The sequence below is a fragment of the Ensifer sp. ZNC0028 genome (assembly GCF_000799055.1).
In the GTDB taxonomy this organism is placed as follows: Bacteria; Pseudomonadota; Alphaproteobacteria; order Rhizobiales; family Rhizobiaceae; genus Ensifer.
This window is the reverse complement of the sequence record NZ_JTLA01000082.1, coordinates 1-15,733: the sequence shown is the minus strand read 5'-3', so window position 1 is coordinate 15,733 and position 15,733 is coordinate 1. Positions and strand designations below refer to the sequence as shown.

At 60.4% G+C, this 15,733-nt stretch carries 17 protein-coding genes; 7 read left to right on the top strand and 10 right to left on the bottom strand.

The window, feature by feature from the left end:
* Positions 1-42: 42 nt before the first annotated feature.
* Both L981_RS18965 and L981_RS18960 read left to right on the top strand, forming a co-directional pair.
* Positions 43-639: a 2-hydroxychromene-2-carboxylate isomerase gene (locus tag L981_RS18965; RefSeq protein ID WP_043619657.1), complete on the top strand. Its 597-nt coding sequence runs from the start codon at positions 43-45 to the stop codon at positions 637-639.
* Positions 640-678: 39 nt separating this feature from the next.
* Positions 679-1,869 (top strand): cystathionine beta-lyase, encoded by a 1,191-nt coding sequence (locus L981_RS18960; RefSeq protein WP_043619655.1) that lies wholly within the window; start codon positions 679-681, stop codon positions 1,867-1,869.
* Here L981_RS18960 and L981_RS33345 read toward each other — a convergent pair.
* Positions 1,866-2,276: a DDE-type integrase/transposase/recombinase gene (locus L981_RS33345; protein ID WP_082006085.1), complete on the bottom strand. Its 411-nt coding sequence runs from the start codon at positions 2,274-2,276 to the stop codon at positions 1,866-1,868. The genes L981_RS18960 and L981_RS33345 overlap by 4 nt on opposite strands.
* 349 nt (positions 2,277-2,625) lie before the next feature.
* Here L981_RS33345 and L981_RS18950 point away from each other — a divergent pair, with 349 nt between their 5' ends.
* From L981_RS18950 to L981_RS18940, 3 genes are all read left to right on the top strand, one after another.
* On the top strand, positions 2,626-3,774 hold the full coding sequence (locus tag L981_RS18950; protein ID WP_043619653.1) for a mandelate racemase family protein: 1,149 nt from the start codon (positions 2,626-2,628) through the stop codon (positions 3,772-3,774).
* Positions 3,775-3,791: 17 nt separating this feature from the next.
* Complete coding sequence (locus L981_RS18945) at positions 3,792-4,421, top strand: SGNH/GDSL hydrolase family protein (protein WP_043619651.1); 630 nt, start codon at positions 3,792-3,794, stop codon at positions 4,419-4,421.
* Positions 4,422-4,511: 90 nt separating this feature from the next.
* The gene (locus tag L981_RS18940) at positions 4,512-6,110 is read left to right on the top strand and encodes an ABC transporter substrate-binding protein (RefSeq protein ID WP_043619650.1); all 1,599 of its coding nucleotides are present in this window, start codon (positions 4,512-4,514) and stop codon (positions 6,108-6,110) included.
* A 474-nt stretch (positions 6,111-6,584) separates the two neighbouring features.
* Here L981_RS18940 and L981_RS18935 read toward each other — a convergent pair whose 3' ends face one another.
* The 9 genes from L981_RS18935 to L981_RS18900 form a co-directional block, all read right to left on the bottom strand.
* Positions 6,585-7,346, bottom strand: a complete 762-nt coding sequence (locus L981_RS18935) for an ABC transporter ATP-binding protein (protein ID WP_043619648.1) — start codon at positions 7,344-7,346, stop codon at positions 6,585-6,587.
* On the bottom strand, positions 7,346-8,182 hold the full coding sequence (locus L981_RS18930) for an ABC transporter ATP-binding protein (RefSeq protein WP_043619647.1): 837 nt from the start codon (positions 8,180-8,182) through the stop codon (positions 7,346-7,348). Before L981_RS18930 ends, L981_RS18935 begins: the two co-directional genes overlap by 1 nt.
* Before the next feature lie 4 nt (positions 8,183-8,186).
* Positions 8,187-9,074, bottom strand: coding sequence for an ABC transporter permease (locus L981_RS18925; RefSeq protein ID WP_043619646.1), 888 nt, complete (start codon positions 9,072-9,074; stop codon positions 8,187-8,189).
* On the bottom strand, positions 9,074-10,096 hold the full coding sequence (locus L981_RS18920) for an ABC transporter permease (protein WP_043619645.1): 1,023 nt from the start codon (positions 10,094-10,096) through the stop codon (positions 9,074-9,076). The genes L981_RS18925 and L981_RS18920 overlap by 1 nt, the downstream gene beginning before the upstream one ends.
* 95 nt (positions 10,097-10,191) lie before the next feature.
* The gene (locus tag L981_RS18915) at positions 10,192-10,557 is read right to left on the bottom strand and encodes a cupin domain-containing protein (RefSeq protein ID WP_245281664.1); all 366 of its coding nucleotides are present in this window, start codon (positions 10,555-10,557) and stop codon (positions 10,192-10,194) included.
* Positions 10,558-10,593: 36 nt separating this feature from the next.
* Positions 10,594-11,334, bottom strand: coding sequence for a FadR/GntR family transcriptional regulator (locus tag L981_RS18910; RefSeq protein ID WP_043619644.1), 741 nt, complete (start codon positions 11,332-11,334; stop codon positions 10,594-10,596).
* A gap of 80 nt (positions 11,335-11,414) precedes the next feature.
* Positions 11,415-11,588, bottom strand: a complete 174-nt coding sequence (locus L981_RS33935; protein WP_245281663.1) for an FCD domain-containing protein — start codon at positions 11,586-11,588, stop codon at positions 11,415-11,417.
* A gap of 40 nt (positions 11,589-11,628) precedes the next feature.
* Positions 11,629-13,146 carry an aldehyde dehydrogenase (NADP(+)) gene (locus L981_RS18905; protein WP_043619643.1) on the bottom strand — a complete coding sequence of 506 codons (1,518 nt, stop codon included), beginning with the start codon at positions 13,144-13,146 and terminating at the stop codon, positions 11,629-11,631.
* A gap of 2 nt (positions 13,147-13,148) precedes the next feature.
* Positions 13,149-13,943, bottom strand: a complete 795-nt coding sequence (locus L981_RS18900) for an NAD(P)-dependent oxidoreductase (RefSeq protein ID WP_043619642.1) — start codon at positions 13,941-13,943, stop codon at positions 13,149-13,151.
* An 85-nt stretch (positions 13,944-14,028) separates the two neighbouring features.
* Here L981_RS18900 and kduI point away from each other — a divergent pair, with 85 nt between their 5' ends.
* Positions 14,029-14,853: a 5-dehydro-4-deoxy-D-glucuronate isomerase gene (gene kduI, locus L981_RS18895; RefSeq protein ID WP_043619641.1), complete on the top strand. Its 825-nt coding sequence runs from the start codon at positions 14,029-14,031 to the stop codon at positions 14,851-14,853.
* Positions 14,850-15,593, top strand: a complete 744-nt coding sequence (kduD, locus tag L981_RS18890) for a 2-dehydro-3-deoxy-D-gluconate 5-dehydrogenase KduD (RefSeq protein ID WP_043619640.1) — start codon at positions 14,850-14,852, stop codon at positions 15,591-15,593. Before kduI ends, kduD begins: the two co-directional genes overlap by 4 nt.
* The last annotated feature ends 140 nt before the right edge of the window (positions 15,594-15,733 follow it).

The following is a 15,733-nucleotide window of genomic DNA, read 5'->3' as shown; positions in this document are numbered from 1 at the left end:
ATGGCACCGAGCGCATCAAGCCTTGCAAGCAGGACAATCAACGTGACAAAGACAATCGATTACTTCTTCTCGATCGGCTCGCCGTGGTCCCATATTGGTTTCGATGGCCTGGTCGACCTTGCGACCCGTCATGGTGCTGAGATCAGGCCCTATTTGACCACTGTTGTCGAAGAAAACGGGGGCATCTTCTCGCGAAATCGGCCGGATGCACGCCGTGCCTATGGCGCACGAGACCTCAAACGCTGGGCCGGTGTGCGAGGGAAATCACTGCTTCTGGAAAACCGGCCGGCGCTCGGTGATCCGACGCCAGCATCACTGATCGTGATCGCCGCTTTTCTCGATGGCAAGGACTGGACCGGCCTCACGAGCGCCTTGCAGCATGCGTTTTGGGCCGAGGCCAAGGATATCGGCAATCCAAATGTCCGTGGCGCGATTGCGCACGAAACGGGGCTCGACGGCGCGGCGCTGGTTCGGCGCGAAACGGATGACGACGTCAAGGCGAAATGGGGGAAAGATCGCGAACATGCCTTAGCAAGCGGCGTTTTTGGTTTCCCGACCTATCGCTATGACGGTGAACTCTATTGGGGACAGGACAATTTGCCGTTCCTGGAGCGCCATCTGGCCGGTGATCGGCCATAGTTCGTAAGCGATCCTCTGTCCTCAAATGAGAATGCGACCATGAATGACAAAGCAAACCTCACCGTCGAACCGGGTCCGCAAACACAGCTGATCAAGGCGGGATATGATCCCGACAGCCAGCGCGGCTTTATCAATCCCCCTGTCGTTCACGGATCGACAGTGCTCTTTCCCGACGCGCGGACGATGGAAACGCACGGGCAGAAATATACCTACGGGACGCGCGGGACGCCGACCACGGATGCACTTTGCGACGCAATCAATGAACTGGAGGGCGCAGCCGGCACGATCCTTGTGCCCTCCGGACTTGCGGCGGTCACAGTGCCATTGCTTGCCTATCTCGCTCCCCGTGACCACGCGCTTATCGTCGATTCCGTCTATGGCAATGTCCGCCAGTTCTGCGACGTCATGTTGGCGCGCCTTGGCATCGAAGTGGACTATTATGCTCCCTCGCTCGGGGCCGAAATCGAGACCCTCTTCAAGCCGAATACGCGGCTCGTGCACACCGAGGCACCCGGTTCCAACACGTTCGAGATCCAGGATATTCCCGCGATCGTCGCGGTTGCCCACAGTCATGGTGCAATCGTGATGATGGACAACACCTGGGCGACGCCGCTCTATTTCAGGCCACTGGACTTCGGCGCTGATATTTCCATCCAGGCGTCCACCAAATATCCGGCCGGCCACGCGGATATCCTGTTCGGAACAGTTTCAGCGAACGTTGAGCGTTGGCCGCGGTTGAAGGAAGTGAACGGGTTGCTGGGCCTTTGCGCTGCACCTGATGATGCCTACCAGGTACTTCGCGGCCTGCGGACACTTGGAATCCGGCTTGAGCGCCATCAGAAAAGCGCGCTTGAGATCGCCACGTGGCTTGAAGGTCGCGACGACGTCGAACGCGTGCTGCACCCCGCGCTGCCGACTTTCCCGGGGCATGACATCTGGAAGCGCGATTTCAAGGGGGCCACCGGTGTCTTCTCGTTTGTCCTTCGTGTCGAGCGTGAGGATCAGTTCAAGACGAAAGCGCAGGCCTTTTTGGACGCGTTATCCATATTCGGCCTGGGCTATTCCTGGGGCGGATTTGCCTCGCTCGCGCTTCATGTCAATCTTGACGAACGCAAGGTGACGCCCGTGCCGACAGAAGGGCCAGTCCTGCGCCTGCAAGTCGGATTGGAAGATGTAGACGACCTCAAGGCGGATTTGGAGCGAGCGTTTTCTGCCGCTCGAGCAGCCTAGGTGGCTGTGGCAAACAGCTTTGAGCGATAGGCCGAGCCATTGTCGGTCATCACTCGCGTGGTTTTCACGTCAAGCCGGCCGAACCAGCTCAAGGCTCGATTGAGAAAGTCGGTCGTATCTGCCTGGCCGTCGGACGGCAGGGTCTCGGTATAGGCCAGACGGGAGGCGTCATCGACGGCGACGTGCAGGAACTCCCAGCCGTGGCCTTTGTTGGTGTGCATACCGGGCCTCCCCCGCAGGAACCGATGACCGATACCGTTGATCTTACCTAGCTTCTTGATGTCCATATGGGTCATCTCACCTGGCCTATGCCGTTCGTAACGGACCACCGGCAGCTTGGGCTGGAGCAAGGCCAGACGATTAAGCCCGAGCCGCTGCAAGACCAGCCCGACCGTTGAGCGGGCCATGCCGAGCTCCTGCGCGATGACTGGCCCGGCCTGCCGCTGTCACGAAGCCGTTCAATAGCAGCGACCTGCGCGTCCGCCAGAAGATGAGGACAATGTTGCGGCGCCGAACTGCGGTCGTCGAGCGGCCTCTTCGCAACGGGCGTGGAGCGCACCGAGCTTCTTTTCATTCAACTTCTCGATGCCCACACAAACTCATTCTCGGCATCTGTGAACGCAGGGTGGCTATATTCTTATCAGGCATATTCTAAAAAGATGTCATACATGTTTGACAGGTTGACTGATATCTGTCTAATCTAACGTTAGACAAGTTGGTGTGGCCAGGCCGCGCCTTTCACATGCCGGAGGACCAATGATCATCACCGACGTCGAAGTGCGGGTTTTCCGCACGACCACGCGCCGCCATTCGGACAGCGCCGGTCACGCGCATCCCGGCCCGCCGCACCAGGTAGAGCAAGCGATGCTGACTGTTCGCACCGAGGACGGCCATGAAGGGCATTCCTTCACGGCGCCAGAAATCGTGCGGTCGCATGTGATCGAAAAATTCGTCAAGAAGGTCCTGATTGGTCAGGACCACCGAGATCGCGAGCGGCTTTGGCAGGACCTTGCCCATTGGCAACGGGGATCGGCCGCGCAGTTGACGGATCGCACGCTCGCGGTGGTCGACTGCGCCCTTTGGGACCTTGCCGGGCGGACTTTGAAGCAACCTGTATACAAGTTGGTCGGCGGTTATCGCGACAAGGTGTTAGCCTACGGTTCCATCATGTGCGGCGATGAACTGGAAGGCGGGCTCGCAACACCTGAAGACTACGGTCGCTTTGCCGAAGCCCTCGTCAAGCGCGGCTATAAAGGCATCAAGTTGCACACCTGGATGCCGCCTGTCAGCTGGGCGCCGGACGTGAAAATGGACATCAAGGCCTGTGCGGCCGTGCGCGAAGCCGTCGGGCCGAACATCCGCCTGATGATAGACGCCTTTCATTGGTACTCGCGCACCGATGCGCTCGAGTTGGGGCGGGGACTGGAAAAGCTCGGCTTCGATTGGATCGAAGAGCCGATGGATGAGCAGTCGCTGTCTTCCTACAAGTGGCTGGCCGATAATCTCGATATCCCCGTCGTTGGTCCGGAAAGCGCCGGCGGCAAACATTGGCACCGTGCCGAATGGATCAAGGCGGGCGCCTGCGACATCTTGCGAACCGGGGTGAATGACGTTGGCGGCATCACGCCCGCACTAAAAACGATGCATCTCGCCGAGGCCTTCGGCATGGAGTGCGAGGTACACGGCAACACGGCGATGAACCTGCATGTCGTCGCGGCGACGAAGAATTGCCGCTGGTACGAACGCGGGCTGCTTCACCCGTTCCTCGAATACGACGACGGACACGACTACCTGAAATCGCTGTCCGATCCGATGGATCGCCAGGGGTATGTGCATGTCCCGGATCGGCCGGGGCTGGGCGAGGACATCAACTTCGAGTTCATTGAAAACAACCGGGTGCGGTAAGAAGCAAGGCATCTTTCATGAAGACCATTCTCGCTTTTGGAGACAGTCTGACGTGGGGAGCGGATCCGCAGACCGGTCTGCGCCATGCGCCTGAAGGTCGTTGGCCCGAGGTGCTCTCGCGTGAACTCAACGGTACGGCAAAGGTCATTCCCGAAGGGCTCGGCGGCCGCACGACCTGCTACGACGACCACGGTGGACCGGCATGCCGCAATGGTGCCAAAGCGCTGCAAGTGGCGCTCGCAAGCCACATGCCGCTCGATCTCGTCATCGTGATGCTCGGTACCAATGACATCAAGCCCGTGCATGGCGGACGGGCGGAAGGAGCGGTTTCCGGCGTGCGCCGGCTGGCGCAGATCATCGACACTTTTCCTTACAAGCCAAGTGGTGCGAAGCCGAAAATGCTGATCGTTGCCCCTCCACCCTGTTGCGCCGGTCCGGGCGGGGTGCCAGCGGCTGGACGCAGCGTTGCTGAATCCGAGCGACTTTCTCCGCTCTACCGCAAGCTCGCAGATGAACTTGGACACGCCTTCTTTGATGCCGGCTCCGTCGCGCGCGCCTCGCAGGCCGATGGGGTCCATCTCGAAGCCGCTGCCACGGCGGCGATCGGCCGGGCGCTTGCAGCACCCGTTGCCGAAATTCTTGGGTGATCTGTCCCTGTGCCTGTGGAGGAACGGGCGGGGCAGAACGTGTAACCGGAAGGCCGAACTCCCTGATGGGCGGCCGCAATAGGAGGAAACATGAAACGCTTTCTAGCAACGGTCGCGTTCGGCGCGCTTCTCATCGCTTCAACGCCACACGGCGTCTACGCCGAAACGCCGGAAGATCAACTCGTCGTCGCAACGACGATGAGCAACATCCTGACGCTTGATCCCGCTGCCATCACTGGCCGCGAGACCGTTCAGGTCCTCAACAACATCTACGACACGCTGGTCATTCTTTCGCCGAAGGACCGCAGTGTCCAACCACGCCTTGCCGAGCGCTGGGAGGTTTCCGACGATCGCAATTCAATCCGCTTTCACCTGCGCAGCGATGCGAAATTTGCGTCGGGCAACCCCGTCACGGCTCAGGATGTTGCCTGGAGCCTGAAGCGCCTGCTTGCGCGTAATCTCGCGCAGTCGTCTTTCCTGAAGACACGAGGCTTTACGCTCGAAGAGGCCGACAAGGCCTTTGTCGCCGAAGACGACCACACCTTCGTTATCAATCTTCCGAAACCCGACGACCCGAACCTGCTGCTGATGATCCTTGCCCAGAACGGGCCCGGCTCCATCTTCGACAGCAAGACGGTTCTCGAGAACGACAAGGACGGCGATCTTGGCGCCGCCTGGCTGACCCTGAATTCCGCCGGTTCCGGTCCCTTCACGCTCACACAGTGGAAGTCGAACGAGTACATCATCCTCACGCGCAACGACGACTACTGGGGTGAAAAGGCCGCAATGAAGCGGGTGCTGATGCGCCATCTGCCGGAATCCCAGTCGCAGCGGCTGCTTCTGGAAAAAGGCGACATCGATGTTGCCTATTCCCTGCAGGCGCCGGACCTGAAGTCGCTCGAAGCCGACGAGGCAATTGCGATCGCATCGACACCGGGCTCGGGTTTTTACTATCTCAGCGTCTCGATGAAGGACGAGCGCTTTGCCAACAAGAAGGTGCGTGAAGCACTGCGTTATCTGATCGACTATGACGGTCTCGACAAGGCCGTGATGCCCTACTACGGCAAGCTGCATCAGCGGCCGTTGTCGACGGGCGTTCTCGGTGCGCTGCCGGACGAGGGGTACAAGCTGGATGTGGCCAAGGCAAAGGCACTGCTTGCCGAGGCAGGCTATCCGGACGGTTTCAAGACGACGCTGCGGGTCCTGTCCGAAGATCCGTTCATGAAGGCGGCGACAGCCATCCAGAACACGCTTGCCCAGGCCGGCATTCAGGCGGAGCTCATCAGCGGTTCGGGCGATCAGATCTACGGCGCGATGCGCGAGCGGAACTTCGAGCTGCTCCTCGGCCGTGGCGGCGGCGGCCAGCAGCCGCATCCCGACAACAACTTGCGCTCTATCGCCTACAATCCCGACAATTCGGACGACGCCAAGCTCACCAATTATCAGAGCTGGCGCACCAGCTTCCATGACGAGAAGCTGAACAAGATGATCGAGGAGGCCCTGGTCGAGCGCGACCCGGCCAAGCAGGCCAAGCTCTACGAGGGCGTGCAGCAGTACATGGACGAGATCGTCATGTCGATCCAGCCCTTCTCGGAAGTGATCGACACGGCAGCGTACCGAAGCGATGTGAAGGGGATGATCGTCAGCCCCTGGCTCTCGCGCTTCGAGGGCGTGACCAAGGAGCGGTAGTCGCTTCCAGACACTCGAGAAAATGAAGTGAAGAAGGCGCATGTGATCCATGCGCCTTCTTTCTTTGGCGACTGCGAAAAGCGCCGTGAACCAGACGCCAACGCACGTGGCCCCCGCAATCGGCAACGGCCCCTTGGCTGCCTGAGGTCGCTTCCTCTCGCTGTTAGCCTAAGTATTCCTCTCCTTCGCCGGCTTGCGTGGATGCCCACCAATCGCCCTCGCGATGCGAAGACCTTGATTGCCAGCACGGCTGGTGAAGGGAGTGAAGGGCAGCGGATTCAATCGCGCCGCAGCAGGTTCAGGGGGCTTGGGCTGCGCTTGCAAGAGCGCGAGGCGGACACCCGGGTCATTGGAAAAGCTGAAATCACGGGCAATTGTCACATCAGGCCAGGTTCGGTCGGGCAAACAAAAGCCCGGCGTTGAGCCGGGCGAGTTGGGGAGAAGGAGGTTTTTTTGGGAGGAGATGCGGCTTGCTCAGTGCGAGCCTTCGTACTCCAGCGAGGCGCCGATCAGCTCACGTGCGTAGGCGTGGGTTGCCTGGTTGGCGGGGATCGCCTCGCGTGGCAAAATTTCGGTAATCTCTCCGTGCAGCATGACCGCAAAGCGGTCGCACATGTGATCCACCACCGCCAGATCGTGCGTCACCATGATGTAGGTGAAGCCGCGCTCCTCACGCAGACGCTGAAGCAGGTTGAGGATTTCCGCCTGCACAGAAACATCGAGCGCCGACGTCGGCTCGTCGAGGAGCAGCAAGGACGGCTCGAGGATCAGCGCTCGCGCGATCGCAACGCGTTGACGCTGGCCGCCCGAGAGCTGGTGGGGAAAGCGATCGAGGAAGGAAACCGGCAAGCCGACGTCCGTGATTGCCTTGCGCATGCGCCCCTCTCGATCACCGAGCTTGTGGATGACAAGAGGCTCGTTCAGCACCGTGCGAACCGATTGTCGTGGATGCAGCGAACCGTAGGGATCCTGAAAGACCATCTGCAGGGTGCGGCAACGCTCGATCAACGGCATGTCACGCACCGACCTGCCGCCGATCAGCACGTCGCCGGTCCAGATGTCGGTCAGCATCGAGATGCAACGCAGCACCGTGGACTTGCCCGATCCGCTTTCGCCGACGAGGCCGAAACATTCGCCTGGTGCCACGGAGAAGGTGACGCGTGGCAACACCTTGACTGCGGTGGGACCGCTACCAAAGGTGATGGAGACGTCGCGAGCTTCGACAGAGACGGACATCAGGCTTTCTCCTCCAGCCATTCGGGACGGCGATCAAGCACGCTGAGCGGTGCCCGTGGGCCGCCGATCCGGGGCTGGGCTGCCAGCAAGCCGCGCGTGTAGGGATGTTGGGCCTTGTCGAGATCCCGCGCGGCCAGCGTTTCAACGATACGGCCGGCATACATGATGAGCACGCGATCGCAGAAATTGCGTACCAGGTTCAAATCGTGACTGATCATGATGAGCCCAATGCCGCGATCCCGCACCAGCCCATCGAGAATGTTCAACACCTGAAGGCGCACCGTGACGTCGAGTGCCGAGGTCGGTTCGTCGGCGATGACGAGCTCCGGATCGGCAAGTAGCATCATCGCGATCATGACGCGTTGCCCCATGCCGCCCGATATCTCGTGCGGATACTGATCATAAACGCGTTCCGGATCGCGGATCTTGACTGCCGCCAGCATGGCGAGCGCCTTCTGACGGGTTTCCGTTTTGCTGCACCTGAAGTGCCGCAGATAGGTTTCCGCCACCTGGTCACCAACTCGGCGAATTGGGTTCAAAGAGAATTTCGGATCCTGAAGGATCATGGACATACGCCGGCCGCGCACTTTGAGCAGTTCTTTTTCCGAAAGCGCCGTCAGATCGAGCTCGGCAAAGCGTAACGTGTCGGCGGTGATCGTGGCACCCGGCAGAAGTCGCAGCAGGGCGCGTCCGACCGTCGATTTGCCGGAGCCGGATTCGCCGACGATGCCAAGGCGTTCGCGGCCGAGGGTGAAGGACACGCTGCGCACGGCATCGGTCGCTGCGCCGCCGTAGCGGATGCGGAGGTTTTCGACCTGGAGAATATCTTTGCTCATCGGTCTACCTCCGGTTCATCTGCTTCGGATCGAGCGCATCGCGCAGCCCGTCGCCGAGAAGGTTGAAAGCGAGACTGACCGAAAGAATGGCGACACCCGGGAAAGTGACGAGCCACCAGCTGTCCAGCATGTACTTGCGACCTGTCGCGATCATCGCGCCCCATTCCGGCAGCGGCGGCTGAGCGCCGAGCCCCAGGAAACCGAGACCGGCAGCCGTCAGGATAACCGTCGCCATGTTCAGGGTGAGGCGAATGAGCACCGATGGCAGGCACATGGGCATGATCGACTTGACGATGATGCGTGTGGCCGATGCACCCTGGAGCCTGGCTGCGGAGATGTAGTCCGCCTTGCGAAAGGTCATTGCCTCTGCGCGCGCGAGGCGTGCGATCGGCGGCCACGACGTCAGCGCAATCGCAATGATGGCGTTGTTCAGGCTCGGGCCGAGCGCCGCAACGAAAGCGAGCGAGAGAATGAGGCTCGGGAAAGACAGGAAGATGTCCGTGATGCGCATCATCACGGTATCGACCTTCCCACCGAGATAGCCCGCAGTCGTGCCGATGACGAGCCCGATTGGGCCAACGACAATCGAGACGAGGAAGATGATCGTGAGCGTGATACGCGAGCCCCAGACCAGGCGACTGAAGATGTCGCGACCAAGCTCATCCGTGCCGAACAGATGCCCATTTCCGGGCGCCTGCAGGGTGTTTGCGAGGTTCTGGGCATAGGGATCATGGGTGGCAATCAGCGGCGCGAAGGTCGCGACAAGGACGAGCAGGACCAGGACCGCAAGACCGAAGGTCGAGGTCGGACTTTTCAAAAGGAAGCGCACGATGTTGTTGAGTGCGGCAAGCGGAGCCGGCAAGCGGAACGCAGTTTCAGCTTGGGTGGTCATCAGCGTGTCCTCGGGTCGAAGATGCGGTAAAGAACGTCGGACAGAAGATTGAGGGCGATAAAGATGATCCCGACGATCAGGACGCAGGTCATGACGGCGTTCATGTCGCCGGTGATGAGGTTATTGGTGAGATATTGGCCAAAGCCCGGCCACGCGAAGACCGTCTCGATCAGCACGGCGCCTTCGAGCAGCGAGCCATAGGCAAGCGCGATGATGGTGACCAGCTGCACCCGAATATTGATGAAGGCGTGCTGCCAGATCGTCTGACTGCGAGATAGGCCTTTGACACGTGCGGTCGTGACATATTCCTGACCGAGCTGATCCAGCATGAAGCTGCGGGTCATGCGCGTGATATAGGCGGACGAGGAGTAGCCAAGCAGCGAGGCCGGCAGGATAATGTGGTTGACGGCTGACCAAAACACATCCATTTCGCCGGCGATCAGGCTATCGATCAGCAGAAATCCGGTCCGCTCCTCGACAAGGCCAATGTAGAACTGGTCCATGCGTCCGCTGCCGCCGACGAGGCCGAGATAAGCATAAAAGACGATCAGCGCGATCATGCCGGTCCAGAAGATCGGCATGGAGTGCCCGAACAGGCTGAAGACGCGCACGACATGGTCGGGCCAGCGATCCTTGTTAACGGCAGCAAGCACCCCGAGCGGAACACCGAGGCCAGCCCCGATGAGGATTGCGAAGGTCGCAAGCTCGATCGTTGCCGGCATCACATGCAGGATATCCTGGATGACCGGCTGGCCGGTGCGGATGGAGGTTCCGAAGTTGCCGGTGAAAACATCTCCAAGATAGTAGGCGAATTGTTCCCAAAGTGGTCGATCAAGCCCGAGCGAACGATAGACCTGCTCGTAGGTCTCACGGGTCGCGTCCTCCCCAACGATGGCGCGGACCGGATCGGCAGGCATGAGGCGGCCGATGAAGAACGTCAGGAGCAGAAGGCCGAGCAACGTGACCGCAATGGTCCCGACCTGCCCGGCCACGCCGTGGAATCGTAGGCGACGAATTGACATGGTTCCTCCGTTTGTCAGTCGCCTTCGGTGAGGCGTTACAGGCTCCAATCCTGTATGACAACTTTCATTGAACCTGTCACAGGTTATATCGAGTGTCAAGCAGAGCTGACGGAGAGGAAGTCATCTCTGCGGGGCGTGAAGCAGTCGATAAGCTCTCCTGCCTCCAGGCATTCGCAGCCATGTTCCGTGTTTCCGGGGATTACGAGGCTGTCGCCAGCTTTCAGTTCGTAAGCCTGGCCGTTGCGAAAGAAGCGAAATTTACCGCGCGCCACATAGGTGGATTGCACGTGCGGGTGGCGGTGGAGCTTGCCTTTCGCACCGTTTTCGAACCGGAAGGAGACAACCATCAGCTCGGGCGATTGCGAAAGGACCTGGCGGGTAACGCCGGCGTCGGTCGAAACAGTGGGGAAAATAGGAAGAGACATGCGGACCTCATTGGCGATGTATGACAACATCACCATACATGTCTTATCCTGTATGACAACTATTCGCGTTTGTTAAATTGCTTCGGGGGTCATGGTGCGGGAACGCAAAAGCGCGTTGTACCGATCAAGGCTTCCTCGCAAGTGGGCGCGCATGCGTTCGCGCGCCGCTTCAGCATTGCCTTCGATGATTGCCTCAACGATCTGGCCGTGCTCCTCCTGAAGGTGGAGGTTATAGTCCTTCGGGCGCGACCCCGGCGCGGATCCCTGCAACTCTCCGCGTGGAATGATTCCAGTCCGGATCAGTTGGAGAAATTCCGGAAAGCGCCGGTTTTGCGTGGCTTCCGCAATCGCCAGGTGAAGCTCAAAATCCGCATCGCGCGTCGGGTTGCCAGTTGCAAGGCACTCGCCTACCCGATGATGGGCCTCCAGGATGGTCTCGATCTGGGCGGGTGAACGGCGCGCGGCCGCCAGTCCTGCCGATTCCACCTCGAAAACCGTGCGAAGTTCGAGAAGCTCGATGACCGAGGAAATCCGCTCGGTCTTCAAATCCTTGAAGGGCTGGTTTTTTTCCGGCTGTGTCTCAAGGGCAAATATGCCGGCGCCCTTGCGCGCTTCGACCAGCCCGTCGGCGCGAAGGATGGCAATCGCTTCACGCACGACTGTACGGCTGACGGAATATTCGCGCGTCAGAGCGCTTTCGCTCGGAAGCCGGTCGCCAGGGCGAAACACGCCTTCCGCCAGATCGCGACGCAGCGCGGCGCTGATTTTTGCCGCAAGCGACGTGCCACGCTCGATAGTGTTTACGGCTTCCATTTTCGTCCCAACATGCCTAAACCTGTCTGGCATGTTAGTCGTTATCTGTTCGAATGCAAGTGCGACCCTCTCAACCAGTGCTAGCGCAAGGTGCGCAGCATGGAGCGATATCGCGTCTGGCTGTTCTTCAGGTGATCGCGCATGGCCGCGCGAGCCTGTTCCTCATCTCCGCTTTGGATCGCGTCGAGTATCGCCTCGTGATCATCGAGGAGCCGCCGCATCTCGACGGAGGGAAGGGCGGCTTCTCGCTTCATCTCTGGATACGCCAAAGTTGGCGGACGAGGCAATTGCTCCTCAATCCGGTCGCAAATCGGCAGGCAAAAGCCCGTCTGGTACATTCTGATAGGATACCGGCCTTAGGAACCTGCGGATCGACATTGTCCCGACCGAGGTGGCGCCGAAATTCGTAGAGGCCGGATAAGGCCCGCCATGAACCATGGCGTCGCAGACTTCGACGCCTGTCGGAAAGCCGTTGACAAGAAGACGGCCGGCCTTGCGTTCCAGGATCGGCATAAGTTGGCGCGCAAGATCGGTGTCCCCGTCGTTGAGATGAAGGGTTGCGGTCAACTGGCCATCGAAACGCCTGGCGACGGCGATCAGTTCTTCAATGCTTTCGACCGTGACGATGAGGCCGAGCGGGCCGAATACTTCTTCTGAAAGCGTGTGATTGGCGAGCCAGTCCCGTGCCGAAACGAGGAAGAGATTGGGCGTGGCGTTGCGCCGATCGCAGCTGGACGTGAAGACGTCGCGAACACCATTGCCTGAGGCAATGCGATTGCGCCCATCGCGATAGGCTTTGGCAATTCCGTCCGTCAACATCACTTGCGCGCCGATCTGTGAAAGCGCCGCACGCGCGCTTTCCGCAAACGCTGGCGCCTCCCCTGCTGCGATCACGGCAATGCCCGGATTGGTGCAGAATTGTCCGGCGCCCATTGCCAGCGAGCTTGCCCAGCCCCTGGCGATTTCCTCACAGCGGGCCGTGCCGGCCTCGGGCAGGATGAACATCGGGTTGACCGAACCCAGTTCGCCAAAGAAGGGGATCGGTTCCGGGCGCTGGGCACACAGGTCGAAAAGCGCGCGGCCACCCGCAAGGGAGCCGGTGAAGCCGACGGCCTTGATCAGGGGATGTGTAACCAGGCCGGTGCCGACGTCCCGGCGGCCGCCCTGGATGAGGGAGAATACGCCGGGGTGAAGCCCTTGCGTCCTGATCGCTGCATCGGCAGCCTCTGCAACCACCTCGCTCGTCCCTGGATGGGCGGAATGGCCCTTCACGACGACCGGGCATCCGGCGGCAAGGGCCGACGCGGTATCGCCGCCCATCGTCGAGAAGGCCAAGGGAAAATTGGAGGCACCGAACACCGCAACGGGACCGACTGGTCGCTGAACCAGTTGGATGTCGGGGCGCGGCAGGGGCCTTCTTTCTGGAAGCGCCTCATCGTGGCGCCTATCGAGATAGTCGCCCTGTCGGACATGGGCTGCAAATAGCCGGAGCTGGCCGGTGGTGCGTGCACGTTCTCCTTCCAGCCGGGCGGCCGGCAGACCGGTTTCTGAGCTGCCGATCTCGGTAATCGCCGCCCCGCGGCTTTCGATCTCATCGGCAATGGCTTCGAGAAAGGCGGCGCGCTCTTTCCGGCTGGAATAGCCATAGGACCAGAAGGCGTCCTCGGCCGCTTTCGCAGCCCTGTCGACCAGATCCGGCGTGCCGACGGAAAACTCTAACGCGGCGCCATGGGCCGGTTCGCTTCTGAAGGTCTGCTCGGTCGCGATCCACTCGCCCGCAACCAGGTGTTTGCCGTGAGGGGTGAAGGTCATTGTCACTCCTTGAAGATGGGATTGTCGGTGAAGGCACCGCCTTGAAAGCGCGCCATTGAACTATCGGGGGTGGGCTTCGCCACGCTCGTTTCGATTTGCTTGCGCCAGGCCTCGGCGTTGTCTTTCGCCCTCCAGCCGAGCCAAGCCAGATGCGAATTGTCCCACCAGCAGGCGTCGTTTGCCGACGCGCCCCAAATGACCGGGCAGCCAAGCACTGGTGCGCGGAAGGCGGCTTCGATCAGCGATACGAAATCGCCATGGGAAAACCAGGTCGACAGCATCCGGTGGTCCATCGGCTCAGCTGTACAGGAGCCAATGCGCACGAGTGCCGTCTCCTGTCCGAACTTGTCGAAGTACAGGCGGGCGAGGGATTCACCGAGGCATTTGGAGACACCATAGAGCCCGTCGGGCCGATAAGGGGCATCGGGCCCAAGTCGATCCGTCTGCGGATAGTAGCCGACCGTGTGGTTTGAGCTTGCAAAGACGATGCGGGGCAAGCCATGGGCGCGAGCGGCCTCGTAGAGATTGTAGAGGCCGACGATATTGCCGGTGACTATCTCGTCGAACGGGCGTTCGACGGAGATCCCGCCGAGGTGCACGATACCGTCGCAGCCCGCGACCATCGCATCGACCGCCCCCGGTTCTGCGAGATCGCAGTGCATCCATTCCTCGTTGGGGCCGGGGTCCTGCGCTGGTGCGATGTCGGCAAGGCGGATCGTTTCGGCAAGCGACGCCAGTCGCGTTCGCAAGGCGCGACCAAGCGCTCCAGCCGCGCCCGTGATCAGGAGGCGTTTCATTCGGGTCTTGACCTTGAACAAGTTATCATACAATACGGACTAACATGTATTATCTCTTGTCTGCAATACCCCAATGGAGGACCGAATGCTGACCGTCGAAACCAGGCAGGCCGTTAATCCGGACTACGCGCGAGCGCTCGACACGGAGGGCCTGCGTAAGCATTTCCTGGCGCAGGATATGTTCCGTCCCGGTGAGATCCGGCTGATCTACACGCATTACGATCGCTTCGTTATGGGAGGTGCCGTTCCAGACGGCACCACGTTGACGCTCGATCGGGTCGAGGAAACGAAGACGCCGTCCTTCCTCGACCGGCGCGAAATGGGCATCGTGAACATCGGTGAGGCCGGTACGGTGACGGCCGGTGATGAGATATACGCACTCAACCGCGGCGACGTGCTCTATCTCGGAGCCGGTTCCGGTGCGGTGACGTTTGCCGGGAACGGGCGGTTCTACATCGTCTCCTGCCCGGCGCACCGCACCCTGCCGGCTCGGCTTGTGACGCTCGGCGAAAGCAAGGAGGTCAAGCTTGGCGCGACGGAAACCTCCAACAAGCGGACCATCAATCAGTTCATCCACCCGCTCGTGATGGAGAGCTGCCAGCTCGTGCTCGGCTACACAACGCTCGAAGACGGCTCCGTTTGGAACACGATCCCCTCCCACGTGCATGATCGCCGCATGGAGGCCTATCTCTATTTCGGTATGGACGAAAAATCTCGCGTGCTCCATCTGATGGGTGAGCCACAGCAGACGAGGCATCTGTTTATCGCCAACGAGGAAGGCGCGATCTCGCCGCCATGGTCGATCCACTCGGGCGCGGGCATCGGCTCTTATACCTTCATCTGGGCGATGGCCGGCGATAATGTCGATTACACGGACATGGATTTCATTCAACCGGCGGATCTGCGATGAAAAATCTCTTTTCTCTTGAAGGACATAAGGCTCTCGTCACGGGGGCGAACACCGGTCTTGGTCAAGCGATTGCGGTTGGCCTGGCTCAGGCGGGCGCTGAGGTCGTCTGTGCCGCGCGCAGGGCGCCCGACGAGACCCTGGCACTCATCGACAGGGCCGGGGGAAAGGCGACTGCCCTTGCGCTTGATTTCGCCAATCCGATGGCAGCGGCCGGAATCTTTGCCGGTGCGGGATTCGACATTCTCGTCAACAACGCCGGCATCATCCGTCGCGCGGACGCAGTCGACTTTACCGAAGCCGATTGGGATGCGGTTATGGATGTGAACCTCAAGGCACTGTTCTTCACGGCGCAGGCTTTTGCCAGGGAGCTGCTTGCGAAGGGCATGCCCGGCAAGGTGGTCAACATCGCTTCGCTGCTATCCTTCCAGGGCGGAATTCGCGTGCCGTCCTACACCGCCGCCAAGCATGGCGTTGTGGGCGTCACGAAGCTCCTCGCCAACGAATGGGCGTCAAAAGGCATCAACGTCAATGCGGTTGCGCCCGGCTACATCAAGACGAACAACACCGAGGCCTTGAGGGCAGACCCCGACCGCAACAAGGCAATACTCGAACGGATTCCGGCAGGCCGCTGGGGCCGCGCCGAAGACATTGCCGGCGCGACGGTGTTCCTGTCGTCGGCGGCTGCAAACTACGTCCATGGTGCGGTTTTGAATGTTGATGGCGGTTGGCTGGCACGTTAGCCGTCAACTTGTATGATGACTTGTATGATAACTATTGACATTAGTGTGATGAGCCGGCTATTTGGAGTCATCAACCAAAGAGGAAACCAACGTTATGACCCCTGAGCAAATCAAGGCCGCACTTGGATCGGGCCTGCTTT

Coding starts and splice junctions, on each gene's coding strand:
- kduI (WP_043619641.1), top strand. CDS start 14,029: ATGCTGACCGTCGAAACCAGGCAGGCCGTTAATCCGGACTACGCGCGA.
- L981_RS18930 (WP_043619647.1), bottom strand. CDS start 8,182: ATGAGCAAAGATATTCTCCAGGTCGAAAACCTCCGCATCCGCTACGGC.
- L981_RS18940 (WP_043619650.1), top strand. CDS start 4,512: ATGAAACGCTTTCTAGCAACGGTCGCGTTCGGCGCGCTTCTCATCGCT.
- L981_RS33345 (WP_082006085.1), bottom strand. CDS start 2,276: ATGGCCCGCTCAACGGTCGGGCTGGTCTTGCAGCGGCTCGGGCTTAAT.
- L981_RS18950 (WP_043619653.1), top strand. CDS start 2,626: ATGATCATCACCGACGTCGAAGTGCGGGTTTTCCGCACGACCACGCGC.
- L981_RS18905 (WP_043619643.1), bottom strand. CDS start 13,146: ATGACCTTCACCCCTCACGGCAAACACCTGGTTGCGGGCGAGTGGATC.
- L981_RS18925 (WP_043619646.1), bottom strand. CDS start 9,074: ATGACCACCCAAGCTGAAACTGCGTTCCGCTTGCCGGCTCCGCTTGCC.
- L981_RS18935 (WP_043619648.1), bottom strand. CDS start 7,346: ATGTCCGTCTCTGTCGAAGCTCGCGACGTCTCCATCACCTTTGGTAGC.
- L981_RS18945 (WP_043619651.1), top strand. CDS start 3,792: ATGAAGACCATTCTCGCTTTTGGAGACAGTCTGACGTGGGGAGCGGAT.
- L981_RS18900 (WP_043619642.1), bottom strand. CDS start 13,943: ATGAAACGCCTCCTGATCACGGGCGCGGCTGGAGCGCTTGGTCGCGCC.
- L981_RS18960 (WP_043619655.1), top strand. CDS start 679: ATGAATGACAAAGCAAACCTCACCGTCGAACCGGGTCCGCAAACACAG.
- kduD (WP_043619640.1), top strand. CDS start 14,850: ATGAAAAATCTCTTTTCTCTTGAAGGACATAAGGCTCTCGTCACGGGG.
- L981_RS18920 (WP_043619645.1), bottom strand. CDS start 10,096: ATGTCAATTCGTCGCCTACGATTCCACGGCGTGGCCGGGCAGGTCGGG.
- L981_RS33935 (WP_245281663.1), bottom strand. CDS start 11,588: ATGAAGCGAGAAGCCGCCCTTCCCTCCGTCGAGATGCGGCGGCTCCTC.
- L981_RS18915 (WP_245281664.1), bottom strand. CDS start 10,557: ATGGTGATGTTGTCATACATCGCCAATGAGGTCCGCATGTCTCTTCCT.
- L981_RS18910 (WP_043619644.1), bottom strand. CDS start 11,334: ATGGAAGCCGTAAACACTATCGAGCGTGGCACGTCGCTTGCGGCAAAA.